The sequence below is a fragment of the Oceanospirillum beijerinckii DSM 7166 genome (assembly GCF_000422425.1).
Lineage (GTDB): Bacteria > Pseudomonadota > Gammaproteobacteria > Pseudomonadales > Halomonadaceae > Oceanospirillum > Oceanospirillum beijerinckii.
On the sequence record NZ_KE383828.1, the window covers coordinates 196,876 to 222,165 of the forward strand.

The 25,290-nt window shown below is 48.4% G+C and carries 17 protein-coding genes; 9 read left to right on the forward strand and 8 right to left on the reverse strand.

Going from position 1 to position 25,290, the window contains the following annotated elements; genetic code table 11:
- Positions 1-4: 4 nt before the first annotated feature.
- The 4 genes from H579_RS26715 to H579_RS28170 are packed head-to-tail and all read right to left on the reverse strand — an operon-like array spanning position 5 to position 4,311.
- Positions 5-2,434 carry an efflux RND transporter permease subunit gene (locus tag H579_RS26715; protein ID WP_342662801.1) on the reverse strand — a complete coding sequence of 810 codons (2,430 nt, stop codon included), beginning with the start codon at positions 2,432-2,434 and terminating at the stop codon, positions 5-7.
- On the reverse strand, positions 2,355-3,152 hold the full coding sequence (locus H579_RS30010) for an efflux RND transporter permease subunit (protein WP_342662802.1): 798 nt from the start codon (positions 3,150-3,152) through the stop codon (positions 2,355-2,357). The genes H579_RS26715 and H579_RS30010 overlap by 80 nt, the downstream gene beginning before the upstream one ends.
- A 1-nt stretch (position 3,153) precedes the next feature.
- Positions 3,154-3,993 carry an efflux RND transporter periplasmic adaptor subunit gene (locus H579_RS26720; protein ID WP_051227972.1) on the reverse strand — a complete coding sequence of 280 codons (840 nt, stop codon included), beginning with the start codon at positions 3,991-3,993 and terminating at the stop codon, positions 3,154-3,156.
- Positions 3,994-3,999: 6 nt separating this feature from the next.
- Positions 4,000-4,311, reverse strand: coding sequence for a hypothetical protein (locus H579_RS28170; protein ID WP_051227975.1), 312 nt, complete (start codon positions 4,309-4,311; stop codon positions 4,000-4,002).
- Positions 4,312-4,586: 275 nt separating this feature from the next.
- Here H579_RS28170 and H579_RS0119565 point away from each other — a divergent pair, with 275 nt between their 5' ends.
- A complete protein-coding gene (locus H579_RS0119565) occupies positions 4,587-5,687 on the forward strand; it encodes a YeiH family protein (RefSeq protein WP_245583316.1) in 1,101 nt (366 codons plus the stop codon).
- A gap of 82 nt (positions 5,688-5,769) precedes the next feature.
- Here the strand turns inward: H579_RS0119565 and H579_RS28175 are convergent, their stop codons facing one another.
- The 4 genes from H579_RS28175 to H579_RS0119585 form a co-directional block, all read right to left on the reverse strand.
- Positions 5,770-6,534 (reverse strand): MipA/OmpV family protein, encoded by a 765-nt coding sequence (locus tag H579_RS28175; protein ID WP_051227978.1) that lies wholly within the window; start codon positions 6,532-6,534, stop codon positions 5,770-5,772.
- 373 nt (positions 6,535-6,907) lie between these two features.
- Positions 6,908-8,239, reverse strand: a complete 1,332-nt coding sequence (locus H579_RS26730) for an ATP-binding protein (RefSeq protein ID WP_036566868.1) — start codon at positions 8,237-8,239, stop codon at positions 6,908-6,910.
- A gap of 21 nt (positions 8,240-8,260) precedes the next feature.
- Entirely contained in the window at positions 8,261-9,016 is a 756-nt protein-coding gene (locus tag H579_RS0119580) for a response regulator (protein ID WP_028302059.1), read from the reverse strand.
- 335 nt (positions 9,017-9,351) lie between these two features.
- Positions 9,352-10,452, reverse strand: a complete 1,101-nt coding sequence (locus tag H579_RS0119585) for a malate dehydrogenase (protein ID WP_028302060.1) — start codon at positions 10,450-10,452, stop codon at positions 9,352-9,354.
- Between the two features lie 972 nt (positions 10,453-11,424).
- Here H579_RS0119585 and H579_RS0119590 point away from each other — a divergent pair.
- The 8 genes from H579_RS0119590 to cas2 are packed head-to-tail and all read left to right on the forward strand — an operon-like array spanning position 11,425 to position 25,021.
- Positions 11,425-13,248, forward strand: coding sequence for a Cas10/Cmr2 second palm domain-containing protein (locus H579_RS0119590; RefSeq protein WP_028302061.1), 1,824 nt, complete (start codon positions 11,425-11,427; stop codon positions 13,246-13,248).
- Between the two features lie 10 nt (positions 13,249-13,258).
- Complete coding sequence (locus H579_RS0119595) at positions 13,259-15,454, forward strand: RAMP superfamily CRISPR-associated protein (RefSeq protein WP_028302062.1); 2,196 nt, start codon at positions 13,259-13,261, stop codon at positions 15,452-15,454.
- Positions 15,451-16,962, forward strand: a complete 1,512-nt coding sequence (locus tag H579_RS0119600; RefSeq protein ID WP_028302063.1) for an RAMP superfamily CRISPR-associated protein — start codon at positions 15,451-15,453, stop codon at positions 16,960-16,962. The genes H579_RS0119595 and H579_RS0119600 overlap by 4 nt, the downstream gene beginning before the upstream one ends.
- The gene (locus H579_RS0119605; protein ID WP_028302064.1) at positions 16,959-17,516 is read left to right on the forward strand and encodes a hypothetical protein; all 558 of its coding nucleotides are present in this window, start codon (positions 16,959-16,961) and stop codon (positions 17,514-17,516) included. Before H579_RS0119600 ends, H579_RS0119605 begins: the two co-directional genes overlap by 4 nt.
- A gap of 2 nt (positions 17,517-17,518) precedes the next feature.
- Positions 17,519-19,753 carry a hypothetical protein gene (locus H579_RS0119610; protein ID WP_028302065.1) on the forward strand — a complete coding sequence of 745 codons (2,235 nt, stop codon included), beginning with the start codon at positions 17,519-17,521 and terminating at the stop codon, positions 19,751-19,753.
- A gap of 24 nt (positions 19,754-19,777) precedes the next feature.
- The gene (locus H579_RS0119615; RefSeq protein ID WP_028302066.1) at positions 19,778-21,853 is read left to right on the forward strand and encodes a hypothetical protein; all 2,076 of its coding nucleotides are present in this window, start codon (positions 19,778-19,780) and stop codon (positions 21,851-21,853) included.
- A gap of 18 nt (positions 21,854-21,871) precedes the next feature.
- Positions 21,872-24,688: a CRISPR-associated endonuclease Cas1 gene (gene cas1 / locus H579_RS0119620; protein WP_028302067.1), complete on the forward strand. Its 2,817-nt coding sequence runs from the start codon at positions 21,872-21,874 to the stop codon at positions 24,686-24,688.
- 39 nt (positions 24,689-24,727) lie between these two features.
- Positions 24,728-25,021 carry a CRISPR-associated endonuclease Cas2 gene (cas2, locus tag H579_RS0119625; protein WP_036566871.1) on the forward strand — a complete coding sequence of 98 codons (294 nt, stop codon included), beginning with the start codon at positions 24,728-24,730 and terminating at the stop codon, positions 25,019-25,021.
- Positions 25,022-25,290 lie beyond the last annotated feature (269 nt).

A 25,290-nucleotide genomic window follows, 5' to 3' on the forward strand; every position in this document is an offset into this window, starting at 1 on the left:
ACTCTTAAGCTGCTTTCTGCTCCGGTTGTTGCCGTTTAAAGACTCGACGCACCAAACGGAACAGCCAGTTATTACTAAAGTTATCGCCCAGTACTAACATACAAGGGGTCAGGAACAGGGTCAGCAGGGTGGCAAACGCCAAACCACCGGCAATGGCACTGGACAGTTGTGTCCACCACTGGGTTGACGGGGCGCCCATGCCTAACGAGTGCTCCATCAGGTTGACATTCACCGCCAAAACCATCGGCATCAAACCCAAAATGGTTGTCGTTGCGGTCAGCAATACCGGACGTAAACGCAATGAGCCGGTTTCCAGCGCTGCTTCAAAGGCACTCAAACCATCTTTGCGCATCTGGTTATAGGTATCGATCAAAACAATATTGTTGTTCACCACGATACCCGCCAAAGCGATAATGCCCATACCCACCATTACCACACCAAAGGCCTGGCCAGTAATCAAGAGCCCCAGAAGTACGCCTGCAGTAGAGAATACAATAGCTGACAGCACCAGCAGAGTCTGATAAATGCTATTAAACTGCACGATCAGAATCAGCATCATCAGCAGAATCGCCACAACAAAGGCACTGGACAGGAACACCATCGACTCCTGCTGATCAGCATCTTCGCCGCCATATTGCACACTGACGGTATCCGGCAGCTCCACCAAACGCTCCTTCAGTACCTTCAGACGTTCATCGACCTGCTGACCTTCAGCCACATCGCCTTCAATAGTGATTGTACGTTTGCCATCCAGGCGGCGCAGAACCCCCGTTTTGGGTTCAGGTGTCAGGGTAACAAAATTACTCAGCGGAACCTGCCCCAGCGGTGTATTCAGACTCTGTCTATTCAGCTGATCCAGTGTCCGGGCATATTCCGGCAAACGTACTCGAATATCCACCTCATCTGTAGCATCTTCCGGTCGATAGCTGGCCAGTTTCAGGCCATTGCTAACCATCTGAACCGCATTACCCACACTGGCTACGGTAGCACCATACTGAGCCGCCTTGGCACGATCCACCTCAAAGCGCCATTCAATACCGGGCAGAGCACGGTTATCGTTGACATCAATAAAGCCGCCCATTTCGTCCATAATATCCCGTGCCTGCTGTACAGCCCGGTTAATCTCATCGGGATTGGAAGCACTGATCTGCACTTCTATCGGCTTACCACCTGACGGTCCGTCTTCCTGTTTACGAAACTCCAGAATCACACCGGGAATATCTTCCGTACGTTGACGCATATCTTCCATGATCTTGCTGGCCGGACGACGCTGTTCCCAGTCGATAAACTGAAACTGGATCACACCGATCACATCAGCGGCCATCTGGCCATCACTGCTGGCAAAGGAGCGGGCGTACAGGGCTTCCACTTCGGGCATACCGTACAGGCGCTCTTCTACACGCTTTAGAATGGCATCTTTCTCATACACGGAATAGTCTCCCAGTGTACGTACCTGCACCTGTGCCGATTCCGGTTCAACATCCGGGAAAAACTCAACGCCGTGATTGTATTTGCCGTACAGGGCATAAATTACGGCCATAACACCCACCAGACTCAGAAAAGTCATGGTTGGCCATTTCAGCATCCCACCCAACACGGCACGATAGCCTTTACCGGCAAAGGTCAGACCATGAGCATGATTAAGATCAATAGCTTCTGTGCTCTCAACCGTTTGAGCGTTTTCCTTGCGGCCAATCACCTTACCCATCACCGGCAGGAAGATCAGCGCCATCGCCAGAGAGGCAAACAGACAGATCATAACCGTCGCAGGCAGGTACTTCATAAACTCACCCATCACCCCCGGCCAGAACAGCAGCGGCAGAAACACCATTATAGTGGTCATGGTTGAAGCGATAATCGGCCACGCCATACGACTGGCAGCCCGCGCCCAGGCCTCTTTACGGCTAAAGCCCTCTTTCTGATGACGATCCGCCAGCTCAGATACCACAATGGCACCATCCACCAACATACCCGCCACCAGAATCAGTGAGAACAGCACGATAATATTCATGGTGAAGCCCAAACCCCACACCACCAGAATACCGGTCAGAAAGGCGCCTGGAATGGTCAAACCCACTAACAATGCCGGCCTTGTGCCCATCGTCGCCAGCATAATAATCAGTACCAGTACCACAGCCGTCAGTACATTATTGAGCAAGTCAGACAGCATGGAACGCACCTCAGAGGATTGATCCATGATATACGTCACCTGAGTACCTTCCGGCATTTGTGACTGTGCCACCTCAAACAGGGCTTTCACCTGCTCCACGGTATTGATGATATTAGCGCCAGCACGTTTGGAGATCTCCAGCACTACCGCCGGTTGACCATTAATGCGGGCGAAACCGGTCGGATCAGTAAAGCTGCGTCGAACCGTCGCCACCTCTTTGAAGGTCACTACCGTATTGCCGTCCACCTTGACTGGCATATTCATCACATCTTCCAGGTCTTCGATCACCCCCCGGAATCTTTAGTGTCATACGACCGGCACCGGAATCCAGGCTACCCGCCGCAACCAACTGGTTATTATTGGTCACCAGAGTATAGAGATCGCTGTAATCCAGGTTGTAGCTATCCATTGCCTGAGGATCGACAATGATTTCCAGCAGATCTTCCCGGTCACCACCGATATCCACCTCCAGTACTTCCGGGATACCTTCAATTGCATCTTTCAGACGACGGGCGATAAAAACCAGCTCTTTTTCACTGATTGGACCCGATAAGCCGACCGAGAGCACCGGGAAAAGAGCCACATTGATCTCATGCACCGAAGGTTCATCGGCTTCTTCCGGTAGGTTTGCCTTGGCGTTGTCTACCTTCTCCCGTACATCCTGCAGTGCCGTCTTGGGATCAAAACCGGCATCAAACTCCAGGGTAACCGATGAATGACCTTCACCGGCAATAGAGGTCATCTTCTTGATGCCCTCCAGTGAACGCAACTCCTGCTCCATCGGGCGTACCAGCAGACGCTCGGCATCATCCGGGCTGATACCACTCAGACTCATGGAGACATAGATCACCGGAATAGTGACATCAGGATTGGATTCTTTGGGGATAGCGACATACGCACTCAAGCCGCCTACCACCAACATAATCAGAATAAACAGGGTGGCACGACTTCGATCCATTGCCGCACGGATAATGGTCTCCATCTTAGTTCACCCCATTACCCTTAGCGCTATTGCTTGCGCCACTGACACCACTCATCTCCTGAGGATTAGCGCTTTGATCCACTGACAGAGTAGCAACAACCTGCTCACCCTCTTTCACAAAACCACCACCTAAAGTGATCACTTCAACCTGATCCGGCAGACCCTTAATCCAGGCCCCATCCGTACCAGTACTGAGCAGCTCAACACGCTGAAAAATCACCTTATCGCCCTGATCGACCCATTTCACGCCCAGTTGACCATGACTATTCAGGCTCAACAGCGCTGGCGTGACCTTATGAGCCCGCACCGAGCCTAAGTCGATATCCAATGTCGCACTGGCACCGGCAATACGTTGGCGGTCAGGATTTGGCAGCATCACTTCGATAGGGAAACTACGGGTGCCAGTTTCGGCTGCACTGGCGATAAAGCTCACGGTGCCAGACAGCTCTTGTCCATTCAGCAGAGTAACGGTCACCTGCTGCCCCACAGCGACAGCAGCGACAGACTGCTGAGGGATCTGCGCCGTCACCTTCAGCCGGTCAATATTTACCAAACGCGCCCAAGTCTCCCCTGCGGTCAGAAACTGACCGATCTCGGCATCGTTCTTGTCCAATACGCCAGTGAACGGAGCTGTCGGTGTAGAGTGCTGCAGTTGCAGACGCGCCTGAGTCAAAGCTGACTTGGCCCCTTCCAGCTCACTTTGCAGGCGCAGAACCTCGGTTTCCGTTTGCATATTACGCTTTTTCAAACGCTGGGCTGCGGCCAGTTCAGCGCGCTTAAGTTTAACTTCCGCTTCCGTGCTGCGGACCTGGGCCTGATATTCCGCATTACTCAGTTTCAACAGTAACTAACCCGCTTTAACCGGCTCACCCTGCTCAACCGGCAGGCTCTCAACAGTACCGGACACCTGAGTTCGCAAATCAACACTGCGCCAAGCTTCGATCTGTCCCTGTACGATATGATGCTGGCTGTAATCCTGAGCCTGAATAATCCGTGCTTCCACACGGGTTAACGCTGCATCGGTGGTTGTGGCGACATCAGACGCCTCTGGCGCTTTTTCCTGGGCTGCAAGCTGTTCTGCCGTCATCGCCCAGTAAACCAGAGCAATAACGGCTAATAGAGCGGTTACCTTGGAAAAGCTGATTTTTGCAATACTCATTTGAATACCATCTAGTTCAAACAAAAAATACTGTGAGCGGTTAGCCCAGCCAGGGCTAAATTATAGGTAGATTTAATACTCTAAAGATATCTATCCAATGACATTTCAGTGATCTCCTACAATTTTAGAAATATCTGATTGAAAGAGCGTGCTCAATCGTCAGAATACCACCGCCACTTATCTATAAAATCGATCAATAAAATCTTTTTTATCCGTTTTCATCTATTTAAGAAAAACATAATAATCAGCGCCATAACGATAAACGGATAAAGACCATGCTTGTCACCACTTCTCAATTGAAAGAGCTGCTCAATAAAAAGGCTCATAGAGTAATGCGGCCTAAGAATGCTATTGTAAGCTCACCTCTGGTTACTACAGCTATAACACTGGCTGTAATCACCATTCTGTCTTATTTCCTGGCCAAGATCGCCTGGTTGGCTGAGCTGGGACTAAGCAGCCTGCCTCTGGCCATTATTCTGGGGATCACTGCCGGATTTTTTATCCGTAACCCTGTAACGGCAATTCCAGATAAAGCCGCTCAGTTTTGCCAACAAAAATTACTGCGCCTCGGCATTATTCTGTTTGGCTTTAATCTGACCATTCAGCAACTAGTCGCTTTGGGCTGGCAGGTGATCGTGATCGACCTGCTGATTATCAGCACTGTTTTGGTCGTCGGTATTACTCTGGGTATGCGCTGGTTAAAACTCCCTAAGGAGCTGGCTGTGTTGACCAGTATCGGCAGTGCGGTTTGTGGTGCTGCGGCCATTATGGCGGCAGAACCTGTCGTTAAGGGCGGTCACAAACATGTGTCTGTTGCCGTCGCAACCGTAGTGATCTTTGGTACCCTGTCACTACTGGCCTACCCTCTGCTCTATCCTCTACTGGCACTGTCACCCGAGCACTTCGGCATTTTTATTGGCAGCACCGTACATGAAGTCGCCCAAGCCGTTGCCGCCGGTGAAACTATCAGCCCTGAAGCCCTGCAAACAGCACTATTAACCAAACTTGTTCGCGTATTGTGTCTGGCGCCGGTTGTCGTCTGTTTAGCCTTGGTATTGTTCCGCACTTCTGGTAAAGAGCAGGTAAAGAGCGGTGAAAACCTACGCGACAAAATTGTACTGCCTTGGTTTATTCTCTATTTTCTACTGGCTATTGGCGTCAATAGTCTGATCGCCTTGCCAGAAGCAACCGGTGAACTGATTCAGGTGATCAGCCAGTTAAGCTTAACTGCCGCGATGGCGGCGATGGGGTTTAACACCCGCCTGTCTTGTCTGCGTCAGGCGGGTATCAAACCCCTGTTGCTGGCTGGTATTTTATTTGTCGTGCTAATGGCGACCGGTGTAACGGCTAATCTGGTGCTTTTACCTAAGGTATAAAGCTCAGCACTCAACTTAACCAGGCTAGACCGGACCAGATCAAGCCAAACAAAACCACACACTGAGAACAAAACCACACAGGTTAGAAAGTGTAAGTCGTCATTATCATGCCACTGAACACCTTATCCCGTTTGATCAATGGTGAGTCGCTGATGCCATCGCCCAACCAGGTGTAAGTCAGCTGATTGACAATGCGCCACTCTTCGGTAAGAGGAATAATAAAACCCAAAGAGGCAGAGGTATTAACCGTATCTTTGCCTTTATAGGCAGACCTTGCCGCCGTAGCTTCACTGTCTTTTACACCAAAATAGTAATCCACGTAATCTTTGCTGAGAGCTTCTACCTCAATAGAAGGCGCCACTATCAGATAACGATTAACAGGGAAGCTACTTTCCAACCCAAGGTTCATTTGAAAACCATCGTGACGACCGGAAACATCGCCTGCAACAGCCGCTGACAGGCTTGCCATTCCCAGGTCAAACTCACCACCCAGGCTGAGATCAACACTATTATGGCGTGTTTTCATCCCTTCCAGGATGGTCGCATCGTCACTGTCGTAGCCATCACCTGAAATACCCAGGCCTGCATACAAGCTTAGTGGCGAGTTTTCGTTGCCATAGAACTGATAAAAAGCCCCTTCGCCACCAATGCTGAAGTTTTCAGTCTCGTATGCAATAACAGGAAACAAGGTATAGTTTTTATCCTGTCCATAGTAAATCTCTTCCATACCGATAGCCCCTAAGCCCAGAGTCCATTGACCCGCGTAGGCTGACGCGGAGGGCAGCATCAGAGTCGATACGGTCAATGTCGAGCTTAGCAATGCTGTACAAAACAGTGATTTTTTCATGAGATTGGCTCTTCTAATTCCTTTAATCTGTCCCTAAATACTCTGGCGTTCATCCCTCAGACAGAAGCAGAGATGGCCCTTAAACCTGATTGCAAAAGTGTGCAACCCAATCAAATAGAATAAAAGCTCTGAAGTGTATGGCTTTGTAAGATACGCCATTACAAGTGTCAGCGACGTTGCAGCATCAAGAAAGATGCCAGGTAGGCATACAGTACTTTCCCCTACATAAGCCCGTATCTTCCGGCCCCATCGGCCGGAAGATATCGGAATATTTATGCTCAGGTACTTAAGTTGCCAAACATTTCATTAGATTAGTGTGCACTTATTAGATTAATGTGCACTGATCAGATGAGTATACGAACAGGCACCAGAATTAGAGCTTTGCCCCAGATGCGACAAGTGGCAGCTCAAGTGCGATACGGGCACCGCCAAGAATAGAATCGGAAATAAGGATACGCCCCTGATGCAGGGAAGCAATTTCACGACAAATCGACAGACCCAAACCATATCCCCCGGAAGAGCGGGTGCGGGATACATCCAAACGTTCAAAAGGCTGAAGAATCCGTTCTCTGTCCTGCTCAGGAATACCGGGGCCATCATCATCGACATAGATCAAAACAGACTTTCCTCTCACCTCATAGCCCACAACAATCTCCGTTTCAGCATAGACATCCGCATTACGAATCAGATTGCTTAAAGCTCTGCGGATTAGATTAGGGTCAAATTCAGCATTAACCCCCTTACCGACATCACCCTGTCCACTGCAACAAGCCTGAACTCCGGGATCAAAGCTGACTGAATGCTGACAGCCACGGGCCAGATCCTGCTGCTGATTAAGCCAGGCATCAAGAGGAGTTTGAGCAGGAGAGAAGTTTTCCCGACCCGATTCCATTCGGGCGTAACTGAGCAGCTCATCGACTAACGTATCCAACTCCACCAGATCTTCATCCATACTGCGGATAAACTCATCCAGCTCCTGTTGCGACATATCAGGCAGTAACAGCTCTAACTGACAGCGCAGTCGAAAGATCGGTGTTCTTAATTCATGGGCGACAGCATTGGTCAAGCGCTTATGACTGGAAACCAGTTGCTCCAAGCGCTCTGCCATATGGTTAAAGGCTTTGTTCAGACCGCCCACTTCCTTGAAAAACCCCGTCGGTGCACGGCCTGAGAGTTCACCACGGGAGAGCTGTTCAGCCGTCTGTTCCAGGCGGGATAGCTTACGATGAAACGTCCAGATCCATAATGCCAGAGCGATTGCAATAATGCAGAAAAATCCATATTTAACAATCTGAAATACCTCTTCAGATTGACGCCAATACTCTTTATCCGAATCATATCGCACCCATACCACCTCGTTAGGTGCCTGCTCATAAAGAAAGTACTCATTCCAGGGAAAGCCTTCCTGAGGCCGGAAGAAACCGCCCTGCTGCTTGAGTTGAGCCAATTCCTGAGTATTTAAGTATTGAGCCGGATCAACCGGCTCAATAATCATCAAATTGATATCTGCAGCGGTCTTAAGCGCGTTGAGCCAAGCCTCTCTTCCCTCTAACTCATAGATCATGCCGGATAACGCAGTATATCCCTGCAGGATACGCTGTGACTCTATCATATCCCTTTCGCCATAGAGATAGATCACACTGTTCCAGAACAGCAAAACGGCAGCGATAATTCCGGCATAAAGGGTAAAGAAAATACGTGCCACAAAGGTCTCCTCTTTTGCTGCTTACCAGCTGTCGGAGGCAAATAAATAGCCTTTACCTCTGACGGTAATAATATGACGGGAAGGTGACGAGGTATCGCCCAGTTTCTTACGCAAGCTGACAATACGATTATCCACGGTTCGATCCAGACCATCGTATTCAATACCACGGGTTTTGCGTACCAGCTCATCTCTGGAAAGAGGCTGATCAGCATGACAGGCCAACAGCCACAACAGATCAAACTCGCTACTGGTCAGGTCGATATCACGCCCCTCTAGCTGACAGAGTTTAACCGTCTGCTTTAATGTCAATGCACCAAATGTCAGGTGGTTTGAACGATCCGATCCGGGTTGTTGATCAAAGGTTTCAACCATAGAAGCGGCTTTGGCCTGCTCATCTTCCAAACGGCGCAACAACATTCTGATTCGGGCCAGCAACACCCTCGGCTGTAGTGGCTTACAGACGTAATCATCCGCCCCCATCTCCAGAGCAGCCACCTGATCCATATCGTCATCACTGGCCGTTAAAAACAGAATTTTGCCATGAAAAACCGGACGTATCTGACGACAGATACTTAAGCCATCCATGCCAGGTAACATCAGATCCAGAATAATAAGATCGGGCTCGGCATCTGGCAGTAGACGAATCGCTTCTTCCCCGGTCAGAGCAGCCTGAACCTGAAAACCATTTCGCTCAAAATATCGGCATAAAATATCGGATAACTTCTTATCATCCTCAACCAGCAGGATTCGATGCACAATTTCACTCCAGAATCTCACCTGCCATTTCCCTGATAGAAGATTATGACTTATGCGCAAGTCATTGGGCAGGCACACCATGTACGGGTTTGTATACTCCCCATACAATATCAAGACATAAATAACGATAACCTGGCAGAGCATGCTACTGCATCTTGGCTGAAGCTTCAGCAGAGAGCCGCTTATTTAGCCATACCTTAACTTGATCCGATTGATCAACCCTGATTCAAACAGACAGCAAAAAGCCCCGGATAAACACCCGAGGCTTCAAAAAGAAAGTGAACAGACTATCGTAAGGAAACAAGCCCAGCAACAGCTCGATCCATACTACAGCTTAATCCATATATTGGGTCAGATTACATCACACGGTTGGTGGTCATAAACTTACTGTCCTGATCCGGGCCCGAGTTATCCGCATACAGGGTGACACCAGAGCGCAGACAGATCGACAGGTTCTGATGAGATGCTTCGGTTTCTTCCGGTAGCAGACGTTCTACTACCGCCTTCTCTTCCAGCAGCTCCTGCTCGGTGATTTTCAGACGCTCTTTACTGAAATCATTCAGTTCGATGCCCTGCACAATCTGGTAACGGCCATAGTTACAGCGTACCGGGAAAGAGTAGAAGATCCCTTTTTCAACACCGTAACTGCCATCACTGAGAATCCCCATACTGGCTACTTCACCCGGCTCAGTACCCAACACCCAATCGTGCATATGATCCACAATCGCCTGGGCTGCAGAAGCCGCACTGGACAGACCCCGCGCCTGAATAATCTCACTACCCCGCTGCTGAACCTTAGGAATATATTCGTCACGATACCAATCAAAATCGATCTGATTGATCGCAGGCTCACCCAGAATCGTCGCCTGATGCAGATCCGGGTACTGTGTCGGAGAGTGGTTACCCCAAACGATAATACCGTTGATATCACGGGGCGTAGCACCGGTTTGGTTGGCCAGGATTCCCCCAGCCCGATTGTGATCCAGACGGGTCAGACAGGTAAACTGGGACGGGCTCAGATCCGGTGCATTACGACTGGCGATCAGCGCATTAGTATTCGCCGGGTTACCAGTGACCAGAACCTTCACATCGCGGTTAGCGTAATCGTTCAGAGCCTTACCCTGACGGGCGAAAATCTCACCGTTCACCTCAATCAGATCGCTACGTTCCATACCCGGTCCACGAGGGCGAGCACCGACCAATAGCGCATAGTGGGCATTGTTAAAGCCGTCTTCAACATTATCGTGCAGAGTAATGGTGTGCAGCAGCGGATAAGCACAATCCATCAGCTCCATCGCCACACCGCGCAGGGCATCCATTGCCTGGGGAATTTCGATCAGCTGTAGAATCACCGGCTGATCCTTACCCATCATCTCACCAGCTGCAATCTTAAATAACAGACTATAACTGATTGCACCTGCTGCACCTGTGACAGCAACTCGTACTGGCCTTCTCATAATTGACTACTCCGTGTAGCTCTCTTGCTCTTGATTTATACACTCCCAAACAAAAGCGTTTTCCTGTATTCCAAGCATGTACGAACAATGCAACTCAGCGAAATTCAGTACTTTTGTTTTGGTGCTATTAGCTTTTTTATTACTTATAGCCCTTAATGTTCATAGCATCAGGGGCACATTAGACTATACGAAAGTCTAAAGCACTAAAAGTATCTGGCGCAGGTTGCAGAAAAGTTAAGTTTTTCTTAAGGAAACATGGCACTAACCACCTGATGAAACCCTGCCTACCAGAAAGTCAGACAGAAAACTTCTCTGCCAAGCTACTGAAATTTAACAAGGTCTGCTATATAGGCGCTTGCCTGAGGACGACACTCTGCGGCCAATTGTGTCGTTGCGGCTTACACTGAGACAATTTGCCCGGCCTGCTACTACTCTGCTGTAACAAAATATCCCTTCTGCTTAGAAAAGGGCAAAACTTATAAAGGAACAAGGCTTAGAAAGGAACAAGGCTTAGAAAGGGACAAGGCCTAGAAACACACGACCGAAGTGATAATACGGAGCAATTCAGCTAAGGCTTAACGGCTACCCGCCGCCGGAGGATTCTCAGGCGGTCCTACCCCATTGAGCACTGTCAAAGCACTATCAAAGGTCGCGTCACAAGCAGGCTTATCCTAGGGTTTTTACCAGTAGATTTAAACCACCGGATTAAATAGGGTTATGCCCTAGCGCTATAAAATATAGAGCGATAGTAAAACACCCAAGTTTTACTAAATGATTGAATAATCAGACCTCAATCAATGTATGAGTAACAGACTTTGTATGTGAATTGACAGCAAAGATATCTTTGTTAACTTGTTAATTTCGCAACATTTATGGAAACTTATCGGCCAGGAATGCTGACAACCCTATGCGATGCTCCCTGGCCTTAACAATAAATAGCGGTGAAAACTGCAACGTTAAGGAAGCGCAAGGATGTTTATTGTTCAACTGGAATTTAAACGAATCCAGACCTTTCTGTTCGCCTCTCCCCGACTGAAAGATATGGTAGGTGCCAATGCCCTTTTGGGTGATGTGATCCGTCAGGAACTGCCAGAACTCGTTCAGCAAATCAGAGGTGCAGACCCGTTTACTCTCAATAAAGAGCTGCTGAAGAAATTCGGCGCTAAGTTTAAAAAATCAGACCCTTTATCTAAAACCAGTAAGGAAGGTTGGCATAAGGATGCACCACAGGAAAGCTGGGAAAATGGAGTTTTAAGTCGTGACGGAGGCCACTTCTATGCTGTTTTTTCTTCAGACGATATGGCTTTAAGCTTTAAACAACAGGCCATAAGCCTTATCCAAACAAAATTGCCCGGAGTATTAGTAGAATATCTGATCAAAAACGAAGAGACAGGCCAGCTCATTGATTCAGGCATGATTGAGTCAGATAACCTACCGATATTGCCTATTTTCCAACCCTGTCAGTTCAGCGATCAGGGTATCGCTGAAGATAAAGTGGCTCACCCAGACAGAAAAAAACAGTACCAATCGACTTCAAGCCGCATTAAACGAGAGTTTTTAAGCCAGAACGGTGAAAAACAGGAGAAAAACTCGGCGGATATAGCCAGCATTTTAACCGAGAGCTGGCTGGAAGAGTTTTCTGCCCGACCAGCCTATGATCTGGATAAACTCGTTGACTCAGATTACCTCGCGGTTATTGTGGCAGATGGCAATAATATGGGACGGCGCTTTAAGGACTTCATCTCATCAGAAAAAACTAAGCGAAATAATAGAGAATTCAGTTGGCTGGAAGAGCAAGCCATCGCCGAAGCATTTTTCTTTAAAGCCCGTTCCGCCATGCGTAAAGCAACCGATCAGGCTATCAGAGAGCACTATGGCGAAAGGCTGCAAGGTCGCGTTTTGCCTTTCCAGCTGCTGATGTTAGGCGGTGATGATCTGCTGATCGCTTGCCAGGCCAAAGACGCCCTACCTCTCATCACTTTAATTGATGAAAAACTAAATCATGACGAGCAGAAGCTACTAGATGGCGACACAATGACACTGGGTGCAGGTGTGGTCATCGCCTCTCACTCGATGCCGTTCTACCGCTTACATCATATTGCAGAAGAGCTGGCCAGCAGCGCCAAGGTTAAAGCCAGAAGTGAAGATAAGTCCAAAAGTGATGATGAAGCCAAAAAAGGCAAAACCTATCATGAGTCTTTTATCGATTGGCAAATCATTACCCAAAGCTGGGTCGATGACCCGATTCTCGCGCGCAGAAAAACAGATATTGTCCAATACCAATCGGGGACAACGCCAACCACTCTGACCAATGAAACACTGGTACTTACACAGAAACCCTATGTCATTAATACTCCGCCGGAACTATCACTTAATCAGTCGGCTCTGTCGCTTAAACAGCTATTGCACCGATCTGAACTGATCTATGACGCTATTAAGGGCGAGCCAGCAGCACAACAGGAAGCACCGCAAGAACAGCCTGAACAATCCGGTACATTAGAGATTGCCCGCAGTCAGCTCAGATACCTGCAATCCCAACTGCCCTCAGGCCGACGTCATGGTGAGCTGGTCTGGAAAAAACTACCTTCAATGCTGAGAAACCGGATAAACGAGCTATTTTCTGAAGATAAACAGCCATTTTCTGACAAAAAAGAAACACTGCCCTGGTATTCCCCGGAAAACAGCCCCGGTATTTACCAGACCCGGTTGTCTGACCTGATTGAGCTGATTGAAATACAAACCCTGCAACGGGCTGTTACCTCTAAACCATCAGCTACCGCAAAAACTCCGGCATAAGGACAGTATTATGACAATGGATAATCACACTACCCAGGTCACCCAGTACCAACTGGCAATCACCTTGCTGGATGATATGCACACAGGCAGTGGTTTAGGCAACCACCATGTCGATAGCTTTCAGGCCAAAGACAAAGACAACTACCCTGTTATCTCCCGTCAGCATCTTAAGGGATTGCTCAAAGTTGCAGCCGATGAATGGCTGAAGCTTAAACAAGCCCACCCGGATCAACCGGATTACAGCCTGGAAAAAGAGCAGATCGCTCACTTGCTTGATGATAAAGAGGGTGAGAAGGTTGGAGTTCAGCTTACACTAAATTCAGCTTTTTTCTGCCGTGAACAGGCTCAAACCGACTCCCCTTTTATCATATGGAGCAGCAGCGCCCGAGGTAAAAGTGCAAAGGATGAAAAAGCGGACCCGTTTAACAGGGCTCCGGCAGATGACACCTTGCGCAGCGTGGAGTATGTGCGGGCTGGCAGTCAGTTTAAAACGTCTGTCACTCTGTTTGCTCCCACGGATCAAGCCGAAAGCTATCAGGCACTACTGACTCGCTTACTGTCCCGTATTGACCGGGTAGGCGCTAAGCGCAATAGAGGTGCAGGCGGCATCCAAATGGATATTTCAGCGCCAACCACCACCAGCCTGAGCGCATCCTCCCAGGCCAGCACAAACAATCACAGCCCTCTGACACTGCACATTACTAACCTCGATCCACTGCGCTTACCCGCAACCCAGTCACCAGGGAATGTGATTCCCACAGCAACACATATTAGCGGAAGCCAATTGCGGGGCGCATTAGCCAATCTGGCTCGTCTGGCAGGTTTAACTGCCGAAGATGGTTTATTCTCAGCACTGGTCACAACAGATCACACTAAAGCTTATACCATCAGTCAGGCTTACCCCTCACCTGAAGGCACCCGGGCAATCCCCTGGCCTCATAGCCTACAGCAGTCCAAAAGTCAGGCTCAAACAGAGGCCCCCAAGGGCTTACCCTGGTGGTTCAACTCTACCGATAAAAAAGTACAGGACACACTCAATTCCAAGGTTGAAGACGGCGAGAAGTTTAAACGCAATAAGTCAGCCAGCTACCTCTATCAAAGTAACGGACACTGGTATCACTACGAACAAAGTAAATCGATTCAGATGCGCAATAAAGTACGCACTGATTTCCTAAGTAAAGAGGATGATTCGGCGTTATTCAGTGAAGAAGTTTTGCCGGAAGGCAGCCATTTCAGCGCAGAGATCCGCTTTCAGACTCAGGCACAAAAAGCTGAGTTATTAAAACTGTTATCCTGGGCAAAAGAGAACCGTATTCCTCTGGCCTTAGGCCGGGGTAAAGCCCCCTGTTTAGTGACGGATATCACATCACAAACGCTGACCACTACAACAGTCTCCCCTGCAGAGACTTTCACATTGGTTCTGGCCAGCGATTGGCTGGTTTACAACCCTGATACCCTTCAGCCTTACGAGAGCCTGAGCGGTCAGACTCTCAACCATGCCCTACAGCTCAACCTGACGGATGAACAATGCCAGCAGATAGATGCTCATTCAGACACCATAAGTGAAACCAGCCTATTATCAGGCTTTAACTTTGCCAGCAACCTGCCCAGACGCCCGCTGGAGATTATTGCAGCAGGCAGTGTGATCAAAATCAGCGCCGATCTGGATAATGATCTGTTGGAAAAAATTACCAGCCGCCTGAATCAGAACCAGCCAGCAGGTGAGCAAACCTGTCAAGGGCTGGGTCAGTACTGGTGTTATACCGGCTCGCTAACCTTGGCCAACACGGATTCAGTCAGCGATACAGCACCAGAAAATATGCTGGAAAAACAACTGGCTCTGATAAACAACCTTCTGACAGGAACACCCCATTACAGTGGCTCTGCCAGCCAGTGGCAAAATCTGGTTGCAACCATTTATCAGTGCCACCGAAAAGCACTGAATCAATCAAGCTCTAGCGTTGATGCTATTGAGGGTCTACTGAACAGCTATATCTCTGTGCCTGGCAAGGGGCTAGAAAGCTTTCGGGCGGAAAAAACAAAAGACCTGCTGGACGCCTGGGTGAAAGAACTCACAAGTAAAGACAGTAGTATTGTCTCTGCCGACCCCGTGCGCTTTGCAGAACTGCTCGTCAACGAGCTGATTGCCAGAAATTTAATTACCGGTAAACACCAGGACAAGGCCACCCAAGGAGAAGCCCAATGACAGCACCAGGACGTTACCGCACTCTTTTCTTTGGTACGCTACAGCAGTGCTCTGATATGAGTACAGGCGGCACAGAGATTATTAACCAGGTGGATATGCCCGTCAGCATGGATGGTCAGGGCCGCCATATTCTGAAAGGCACCTCACTGGCAGGCGCACTGCTCTATACACTGCGCAAGCTGGGTTATAACCCGCCCATTGAGCTTTGTATTGATGATGAAAACCCAGTCCCTCTGGCAGAAAAGACAGGGCAAAAACGCCCGGTTTATCCCTCAGTTTGGAAAGTAAGCAATAGCCACTTAGCACAGGGCATTAAGCAGGGTAAAACCCAGCTCAGGCAATACGTCAAGATTGATCCCGCCAGTGGAGCGGCGGAAGAAGGCGCTCTGTTTGATATGGAGGTGATCAGCCGAGGGAATGAGTGGGATTTTTTGTTGGAAGTAGATACCCATAAGATGCCTGTTCAACCGAATCAGCTCGATGCGGAGCAACTGGCAGCCATTGCACTACTGAACTGGCAGGAAGAAGGTGTGCATCTGGGTCGACGCTCTGTTGCCGGAACAGGCTGGTTTAAGCTTAACAACCTGAAAGCGTTGCAACTGGATATTAATGCCGTGGATGAATGGCCCAACAACCGCCAGACACCATTGCAAACACTAGAAGAACTATCCCAGCAACATAATCAGCATCCGGGCATCGAATTGCATAATAGCGAAGGGCTGACCAAGCGGCTGATAACACAGCTTAACCAACGCCCTGTGATACAGCACCCTTATCGTCTGGAATACGAAATCACACTGGTAGCAGGCCCTAATAAGGATGAAAGTGATGACAGTACCCAATGGGGTTTAGACGGCTTCTTTATCGGTGGTCACGGCACAGAGATGCCATTTTCACTGAACGATACATCGCTAAATGGACATAATTGGAAGGATAAATTCTCCACACCACAGGACTACACTTTAGCCCCAGAAGATATGCCGGATAACTTCTTTGTTTATGACGAACAAGGCAAACCTTTCATCCCCGGCAGCAGTATCAGAGGCGTACTGCATCATCAAATCAGAAGAAACCTCACCAAGCATCCTGAGCAAGAGCAGCTACTGAACGAAATATTCGGTACAACCGAAGTCAGCAGTAACCTGTTCGTTGGCGACAGCCATCTCGATAAAGACTGGAAAGGGCTGATCCTGCATAACCATGCTGAGGATGAGTTTACCGCCGGAGTCTACGCCAGCAGCAAGTTTGTACGCTGCCAGGTCATTGAAGGCACATTTACAAGCCGGATTATTCTTGAAGTGAATATGGCCGTAGACAGCAATAATCCAGAGGCGCTGAAACAGCGACAGGACAAGCTGGAACAGCATCAGGCCATTCTTGAACAAGCGCTACGACAAGCCAGTCAGCAACAAATTGCCATCGGCGCGAAACAATGGGTCGACAGCGGCTGGTTGAAATGGACATGGGAACTCAAAAACCAATCTAAGCTTCAGGAGGATGCCGCATGAGTCAGGATTACCCAAAATGCACCACCAAAAGTGAACTTTTCAGTCATTCTGGTGACCAGCATCAACTATTAAGCCAAGAGATAAACCGCATCTTACAGGGTGAAAATGCCAGCGTTCTATCAAAACCGGTATTACAGGCAGATCAACCCTGGCTACTGTGGGTTGAACCCATTCCAAGAACCGATAAAAACCATTGCCCAGGCCTTTACTCCGGTACGGGTTTTGGCGCTGAGTCTTGCCAGGATTTGCAAAAGATACTGGATGAAAACTGGCAGTTCAGTGAATTTTTCTGGTTTGTGCCCGGTGTAACCCTGCATGCCGTTCAGACCGAACAGGGTATGCTGCTAAAGCGTACCGACGCACAAGCGCCTGCTGTAGAAACCCTTCAGCGAACGCCTTATCTACGCCAGGATACGAAACGTTTCCAAAAAGCAACATGGCTGGATGAGATCGCAACCAGCAGCCCTCTGATAAAAGACAAACAATTGTCCCTTGCCCAGTACCGTTGTGAAAAAACGAAACAGGTTGAATATATTCTGCAGGAAGGAGTCTGATCATGGCGCGACCAAATCAAGGCAAGAAAAATAAAGGCAAAAACACGCAACAAAGCCGTCAAAGTTACAAGAAACCCACAAAGACGAATAACGTCAGTAGCACACTGAACGTTAACGTCGGTAAAGCCACATCAAGAGTCGTGGTAAACCGTTCTGAGAGTAGCGACGTTAGTTACCCGCCTTATCATTTTGTGCCTAACCCAGAGTTGCCGCCATCCTTGTCTGAAGCGGTTTTACACCATAAAACCCACGATGATACCTTTAGCGGGGAATTACGCTGTGAACTGACAACGGTAACGGACGCTATTTTTGCCGGGTATCAGAAAAAGTTTTCCGACAAAGAAGAGTTCAAACAACTGAAACAATCCGCAGGTGAACTGGGTCAGCGAATTAGCCCTGATCAGATGACGGAAAAATCGGTTCTTTATCCATTAAGTTATAACAACCTGACTCTGATAGCTGGCTCATCAATTAAAGGAATGTTGCGTCATTCAATTGCAGCGTTGGCGTCTGCCCCTATGTTACGGGTGCAAGAGAAAACCTTCTCTTTCCGGCCTAATTTGGGCAATTCAACCAAAGCACAATGGCGTACTTATCCGGCAATTATTGATGCAGTTGATTCAGACGACAATATCCTGCGGGTTAGGATTCTTCATAATATCAATATTCAGAATGATCTAAGTTTTAAGACCGACAAAATAAAAGAAGCTATTCCTGATACAGTTCTGCACTATAAAGGCGGAACTGATGCAGACTGGGCACTGGCAACCGCTTTTGAAGAATGTGAGCACGTCCAAAAAAACAGCGTTATCGTTAACGCCCCCGCGAAGATCAGGCAGATTAAGCCTACCGTCGTCGGTCGGGATGTTCAGAAGTTATACCGGCTGACCACCGATCATTTATGCGATCAGCAGGGTGGTCATATCTCCAGCCGCCATCCAAAACTGCCCGACAGGGATCATCAGAGAACGCTGGCCCAGGCGATCCGCGAGAACAGAACGCCCCAGGTTAATCAGCTTATCTTTGTTGAGGTGGAGAAAAGAGGCAATGAGTTTAATGTGATCAGCCTAGGTAATAACTACTATTACCACTGGCGTTATAAAGACTCTCTTCGCACCATTAATGTCAAAAATGGCACTCACTTTGAGACTGAAAACCGCCGGGAAACCTCCCTTCTGCCAGAGGAGAAATTAACCGCCTATAGCCGTGACAATGCAGAAGGTGATTACAAGCCTTCGGAACTTAATGTGGTTCGGGCATTATTTGGTTTTACCCCGGATAAAGACCAGAATTTAAGCCAGCAAACGGGTACAGAAGACTCCTCAGCTGAGGAAATAGCAGAAAAAGGGCTGGCGGGTGATAGGTATGCCGGTCGCATCTCTATCAACCACGCTATTGAAGCCCCCAAAAGCCCTGCATCAGCAGTACTGAAGAAAAACCAATGGGCTGCACTGCCATCAACGGGAGGCCCAAGAGCCAGCTCAGTCGAGTTCTACGTACAGCAGAATAAAGACAACATGATGTCCACCTATGGTGATAGTACCCATGATCAGATCTCTTTGCTGAACGGACGAAAATTTTACCCTCACCATGACGGCTCCAGGCTGCCATACGAAGAAACGCCTTCCACCGAGAGTATTCACAGCAATCTGTCCCCGTTAGCCAGTTGCGTTGTACCACCGCAAACCCAATACCGTTTCTCTGTACGTTTTCGTTCGCTGAAGGATTGGGAACTGGGCATGCTTCTGGTATCACTGAGTCCTGATAAACTTATTCAAGAGTTTGAAGCTTCTGCAGTGGATAAACTTAAAGGCAGTTATCAGTGGATTCAAAGCAAACTGCAACAGAATGAAAAGCACATCATGGGCAACAAGCTGGGCTATGGCCGTCCTTTCGGCTATGGCAGTTGCGTTATTGATATCGCCTCAGCTAAGCACATTAAAAATGATGCCCTTTCAAGCATCAGTACAGAGCAACAAAAGAGCTGCATTCAGGCCTTTTTAACTCGCTTTAACTGCGAAGCCTTTGACGATGTGCTGCTTCAATGGCTGAAACTGCATCACCTGAAAACCGGCAAGGTATTCCATTATCCTCCTGGCAATCAGAAAGAGGAGAAGGAAACATTTGCTTTCCATTCTGACCTGCGGGTTCACCATATTAAACACCGCCGGGGTGTGACTAATAAAAACGGCGAACCCGTCCAGAAACACAGAAAAGCTTATCTGCCTGAGCTGTAAAGGATTAAGTGAAGGAGAAAATAAATGCCTGAATCACCAACAAAGGTTGTTCTGATCGTAACAGTTGGGCGCACTGATATTCAGGTACTGGCAAAAAGTGCAGAGGATTCACCTCTGCACTATCCAGTTCCAGTTGGACGTGACCACCAAAAATACTTCAATGAGCAACTTCAAAACAACTTTTCATCAAGTCACTCTCCTCCCCTTGAATCAAAGGGTTTTGAGGTTCTCACAAATCTTAAACCGAGTGACATGGAACGCTATCTGGAAGAGTTTCAACAAATTGATGATCGCTACATCAATGAAGATAATAAACCCAGCAGCCTATTCTTCAAGTTTGATGAATGCAACGAACTACGACTAATGGGGAGACTAGGAAAACAGTTTGAATCTCAGCTCTGTAAACCCATTCAACTCATCCCCGCCAAACTATTCCCTATTATTCGCCAGCTAAAACTAAAGCAAAAGAAGATTGACACCGCGATTGTATTCAACACCAGTCGGGACAAACAGAACAACAATCGCCATGCAGATGCAGAACCATATGCTTTTGGTGAAGTTATAGCCCGCTGGTTGGCCCATGAACTTCAGTTAGAGTTCGCCTCTCCAGACAGTCGGCCAGAACTACAACCAGACAATAAAGCCTTCTTCTGTAACTATCTGACAGGCAATATGAATGCTGAAGGCGAGGAAGCTGATTACCCGGTATCCCGTGCCGGGATGGAGCGCATCGACTACATACTGGAGACAGTTACCCAATACTATAAAAAACAGAAACTTTCAGTTGAGGCCTTTTATAGCCCCGGAGGTGGTATTCCCGCCTTTAAACCACAGGTTGAAGCGGCCTGTCGTTTCTATTTTGATCAGGTTGACCACTGGATAACACCGGATAATGAATCTGAATTTGAGCTAAAAAATGACTGGCAGGATGCACAGCGCTACCCATCTCCAGACATGTCTTATAGAGCCAGAAAACAAGCCTTGCAGCTGATTGAAGAGGGCAATTTTGAAGGGGCAGCCGTTATAGCAAAACCATTCTTACCTGCCGAAAAAGTCACATTAGCAGACAACAATTGGGCAAATGCAGTTAGAACGACCGCTTTATGGTTTCAAGGAGGGCGATCTTTAGCTGAGCTTAACCAATCCCTTTATGAAGCAAGTACCCGGATAGGAGTGAAAGGCGCTACCGCACATATACTGTACTTTGAAAGCGAAGAGGAAATGCCTAATACATTATGGGCAGCCTTCAAAGTAGAGGCCGCACTTAGACAAGGGAATCTTCAGGATGCTGTTCGATATACCTGTGACCTTAGGGATATCGCTCTTTATGACTTACTAGGTAAAAAGTTAGCCGAAGGTAGCTTTGACACCTTCCACAACTCACCCGATGAATGTAGCTTTAACCCAATCCCTTTAAACGAAGCTCTGACCACCCTTTCAGAACAACTCAATGTACTCTCAAAAGATAGCGACAAGGAGAAACAGGAAGCATCGGTTTACAAGCCATATACTTGTAGCCAATTAATTAAGGCAAGTCAGGGGCGCTTTAAGCTGGAAACAGGAACAAGTTATTCTTTCAGCAAACAATCTAAAAAAGAATTCAAAGGCCTGACAGGCGGGGCACCTAAAGATCCCAAGTTTAACGACCGCCCAATTCTGCTAGACGCCTCTGCGCTTTCTGATGCTGGCTCAATTGAGGCAATGTTTACCCACCCTTTAAACTGTTATGAGTATGCGCTAAAGGCTTATAGCGAAAAGAATAAACCGAAAGCCCGTGACTACCGCAATATCATCACTCACGGTTATCTTTCCCCCAAAAAATCAGAGGATATTGAAGCCCACTTTACCGCAGAGACTGTGGGCCTATGGTCTGCCCCAAACTCAGAAACAAATACGAACTCTGACTCAGATTCTAAAATGCGTTTTCTGAATCAAAAGTTAGTATCTGATCTCTACAAGCGACTGGACTCCAATAACGAACTTGCAGACCTCTACAACAAGCTCACCAATACGCTTAAAGAGATCTTAACCCACAGCCCCATTTGCGATGCGGCGCTTGTTCCACCACCTGAACAATCAGCCAAACCTACCTCTGAATAACAACAACCCGGTATTTTTATGGTTTTTAATAATCTTTTACCGGTTCGTATCTATCAGGTTAATCTGCGCTGGCGAGAGTCAGTGCAGATGCCGTTTTTCCATCAGGCGGTTGTTACCGCCTTTGTGCGCACCCTGCTGAAAAGCAGCCATAAGCAGTTTTTTCAACTGGCGTTACACACCCCGGAAAGCGGTAAAACCGATTACGAAGCCGAAGACACCTACACCTTTTACATCAATCAGTTTGGCGATAATTTCCGCCAGATCGAAACCCTGTTTGGCCTGTTGGATGCTTTACCGCGTTCGGCCCAGCAAGCTGGTTGCTACGGTTTAATGGCCGATAATATTGAGCTGACCTCCATTCGTGATGCACTCAGCGGTGAGCTACTGGCCGACCCGCAGCATGCCGGAGTTATTGACCCCGAATCGTTACAGGCCCAGGCTGAAGCGTTTCAAAACTATTCGCCCTGGCAGGTTCAGCTGGAATTTATCAGCCCGGTACGCTTAAAACCCCTTAACCCTGATGGCGAAAAGCGGAAAAACAGCAAAACCCTATGTCAAAACGGTGAACAGGTGTGTCATGAGCTGCTGTTTAATCGGGTATTTGATGCCTGTGCCACCCTACAACAGCAACTCTTTGAACATCAAGACAGGGCCACCCGCCCCTTACCGCCTGAGGCCTGGGTTAAAGACAGCGATCTATTCTGGGCCGATGCCTTTTATCAGGGTCAGGAGCGTAACGCCAAAGAACTCAGCGGCCTGCTGGGCAGTATCACACTTGCCCTTCCGCCGTTAAGTGATGAGCAGTGGCAAATGCTGATTCTGGGGCAATACACAGGCATCGGTGAAAACCGCCGCTTCGGCTGTGGCCGTTATCGCTTATTGACTCAGGACGGCCAGTGCCTGATGCCGGAACTGACCCGATCCAACCCGCTGATTCAGGAAGCCATCACCCTGAATGAACTGGAAGAGAGCTGGCACCACGAATTCGATAAACTCACCGACGAGCACAAAGCCTGGGAACAAAGCCGGGAAAACCTACCCGATACCCTATATCGCTGCTGGCATCTGGATTACTGGCCCGAGCTACTGCACCCTCGCCTACTGCAACAAGCAGGCAAAAAAGAGCGGCTGCTACTCTTGCCGCCTTTTCCAGATAAGGTGATCCATAAAACCATCAGTCGTTGGCTGAGTGATAGTCTTGACCAACTCTACAGCAAAAGCAGCTACGGCTACCGAAAGGGTTATTCAAGGCTCGGGGCCAAAGATCGTATTATCCATCTGGTGCGAAAAGGCTATAAATATGCGCTGGATGCGGATATCACCGACTTTTTCCCCTCCGTGAATACCAATCGTATTCTAGGGCGATTAGCCGCACTCTATGGCCAAGACCCGCTTTGGCAGCTACTGGAACGCTTCCTGCACTGCCAGATAGACCGACAAAATCTGCCAGCAGGCTACGAACATCATGTTAATCAGGGGCTGAACCTGGGCACCTCTCTCAGCCCGGTACTGGCAAACCTGATGTTGGATCATCTCGACTCCGTACTCAACAACATGGATTACGAGCTGGTGCGCTATGCCGATGATTTTCTGGTGCTGTGCAAACACAAACAGCAAGCCGAAGACGCCCGTGTCCTGATTGAACAACTGCTGAAACAGCATGACCTGCAACTGAATGCCGAAAAAACCAAAGTCCGCAGCTTTGCCAGCGGTATCTACTTCCTGGGTTATCTGTTTATCAACGACACCGTCATCCCCGCCAAAGGCGAACACAAACCCAAAAACCGACCACCCGAGGTACTGCTACCTAAATTTGACCCTGCAGACAGCGATAACCCTAACGGCACCCACCTGTTCTATCAGGATATGGCGCAACAAACGCTGTGCCTGACCGGGGATAACGCCTTTATCACCCTAGACCAACATCGCTGGGTGATTGAAAAGAAAGATGAAGTTGTCGCCGATATCCCGATCAAACACCTGAGCACCGTAGTTCTGTTTGGTAAACATCAGATCACCACCCAAGCCCTGACCCAAGCCATGGAGCAAGGCGTATCCATTCACTTTGCCTCTGGCTTTGGCCGTTATCAGGGCTGTGCCAGTCAGATTGAGCACAACCCCGGCTTTCACCTACAGCAAGCGGCTCACTTCAGCCAACCGGAAAACCAGCTCGACTTTGCCCGCGCCTTGGTCGCTGCCCGAATACGTAGCCAAAAAGAAGTGCTGCGCAACCGAAAAGTCAATGAACCCGGTTTGGATCAGGCACTGGAAAAGCTGAAACGCATCACCACACTGGATCAATGCCTGGGCACAGAAGGCAACGCGACAAAACTCTATTGGGAGGCCTTCCGCAGTCAAATACCTGACGATTGGGAGTTTACCCACCGGGAAAAACGCCATGCCAAAGACCCCATCAACAGCATGCTCTCATTTGGCTACAGTCTACTGTACAGCCATACCGACAGCCTGTTACGTAGCAAAGGGCTGTTTCCAACCTTAGGCGGCTACCACCAATCCAGAGGCACACACAGCGCATTAGCCTCAGATATGATGGAGCCGTTCCGCTACCTAGTAGAGCGTGCCGTACTCAGCACGATCAAAACAGGACAGATAAAACGGAATCAATTCTTTATTAACAAAGGCCAATGCTGGCTGGATAAAAATGCCAGACAGTTCTGGTGCCGGTATCTGGTCGATCAACTGCAAAAGCCACAATTTACCGACCCTGAAGGTAAAAAACGCAGTGCATTGGATCAAATACAGCAACAAAATCATAACCTAAAACAATGGATTAACGGCGACATAGAGCGCTTCGCGCCCTGGCAGCCCAGATAGAGAAACCAATGAATAGCTCAAGTTAAAAGGAGATTAACCATGCCACTGACTTATCTGGTGTGTTTTGATATCGAAAACGATAAAATCCGCCGCAAACTCGGCAATGCCCTACTCGCTTGCGGCAGACGGGTTCAGTATTCCGTCTTTGAGATACGGGTACTCACCGATAGTCAGTTGGCAGAGCTAAAAAGCAAACTGACAGAAATCATGGAAGCCAGTGAGAATCCTGATGATGATATTCGCTTTTATTATCTCAACAGCACAACACTGGCCCGCTCCAGCACTCTGGAAAATGAGCCTGTTGGGCACTTCCCCTCCGCTACAATTTTGTAGTGGTAGGGGTATTACTCTAAAGAGCAAAAAAATCACTTTACAAATAAAATCAATCTGTTAGCCTAATTCCGTTCTTGGAGGTTCACCAGTTCTTTAAAATCAAAGACTTAGTAAACTTCAAAACTGAAAAAGTCTGTAATTTGGTCAAATATAAGCGAAAAATAACCCTACACTTTACAGGGTCGCCTATTTGGCCAAATCAGCCGCTCTGGAATGCGGGTTGTAGAGGGTACTGTTGCATCAGACCTTGCCGTTAAGGCAGTAGAAAC

Bases quoted from the DNA above. Each gene is read 5' to 3' on its own strand.
- H579_RS26715 (WP_342662801.1), bottom strand. From the start codon at position 2,434: ATGAATATGCCAGTCAAGGTGGACGGCAATACGGTAGTGACCTTCAAA.
- H579_RS30010 (WP_342662802.1), bottom strand. From the start codon at position 3,152: ATGGAGACCATTATCCGTGCGGCAATGGATCGAAGTCGTGCCACCCTG.
- H579_RS28170 (WP_051227975.1), bottom strand. From the start codon at position 4,311: ATGAGTATTGCAAAAATCAGCTTTTCCAAGGTAACCGCTCTATTAGCC.
- H579_RS0119565 (WP_245583316.1), top strand. From the start codon at position 4,587: ATGCTTGTCACCACTTCTCAATTGAAAGAGCTGCTCAATAAAAAGGCT.
- H579_RS28175 (WP_051227978.1), bottom strand. From the start codon at position 6,534: ATGAAAAAATCACTGTTTTGTACAGCATTGCTAAGCTCGACATTGACC.
- H579_RS0119585 (WP_028302060.1), bottom strand. From the start codon at position 10,452: ATGAGAAGGCCAGTACGAGTTGCTGTCACAGGTGCAGCAGGTGCAATC.
- H579_RS0119590 (WP_028302061.1), top strand. From the start codon at position 11,425: ATGTTTATTGTTCAACTGGAATTTAAACGAATCCAGACCTTTCTGTTC.
- H579_RS0119595 (WP_028302062.1), top strand. From the start codon at position 13,259: ATGACAATGGATAATCACACTACCCAGGTCACCCAGTACCAACTGGCA.
- H579_RS0119600 (WP_028302063.1), top strand. From the start codon at position 15,451: ATGACAGCACCAGGACGTTACCGCACTCTTTTCTTTGGTACGCTACAG.
- H579_RS0119605 (WP_028302064.1), top strand. From the start codon at position 16,959: ATGAGTCAGGATTACCCAAAATGCACCACCAAAAGTGAACTTTTCAGT.
- H579_RS0119610 (WP_028302065.1), top strand. From the start codon at position 17,519: ATGGCGCGACCAAATCAAGGCAAGAAAAATAAAGGCAAAAACACGCAA.
- H579_RS0119615 (WP_028302066.1), top strand. From the start codon at position 19,778: ATGCCTGAATCACCAACAAAGGTTGTTCTGATCGTAACAGTTGGGCGC.
- cas1 (WP_028302067.1), top strand. From the start codon at position 21,872: ATGGTTTTTAATAATCTTTTACCGGTTCGTATCTATCAGGTTAATCTG.
- cas2 (WP_036566871.1), top strand. From the start codon at position 24,728: ATGCCACTGACTTATCTGGTGTGTTTTGATATCGAAAACGATAAAATC.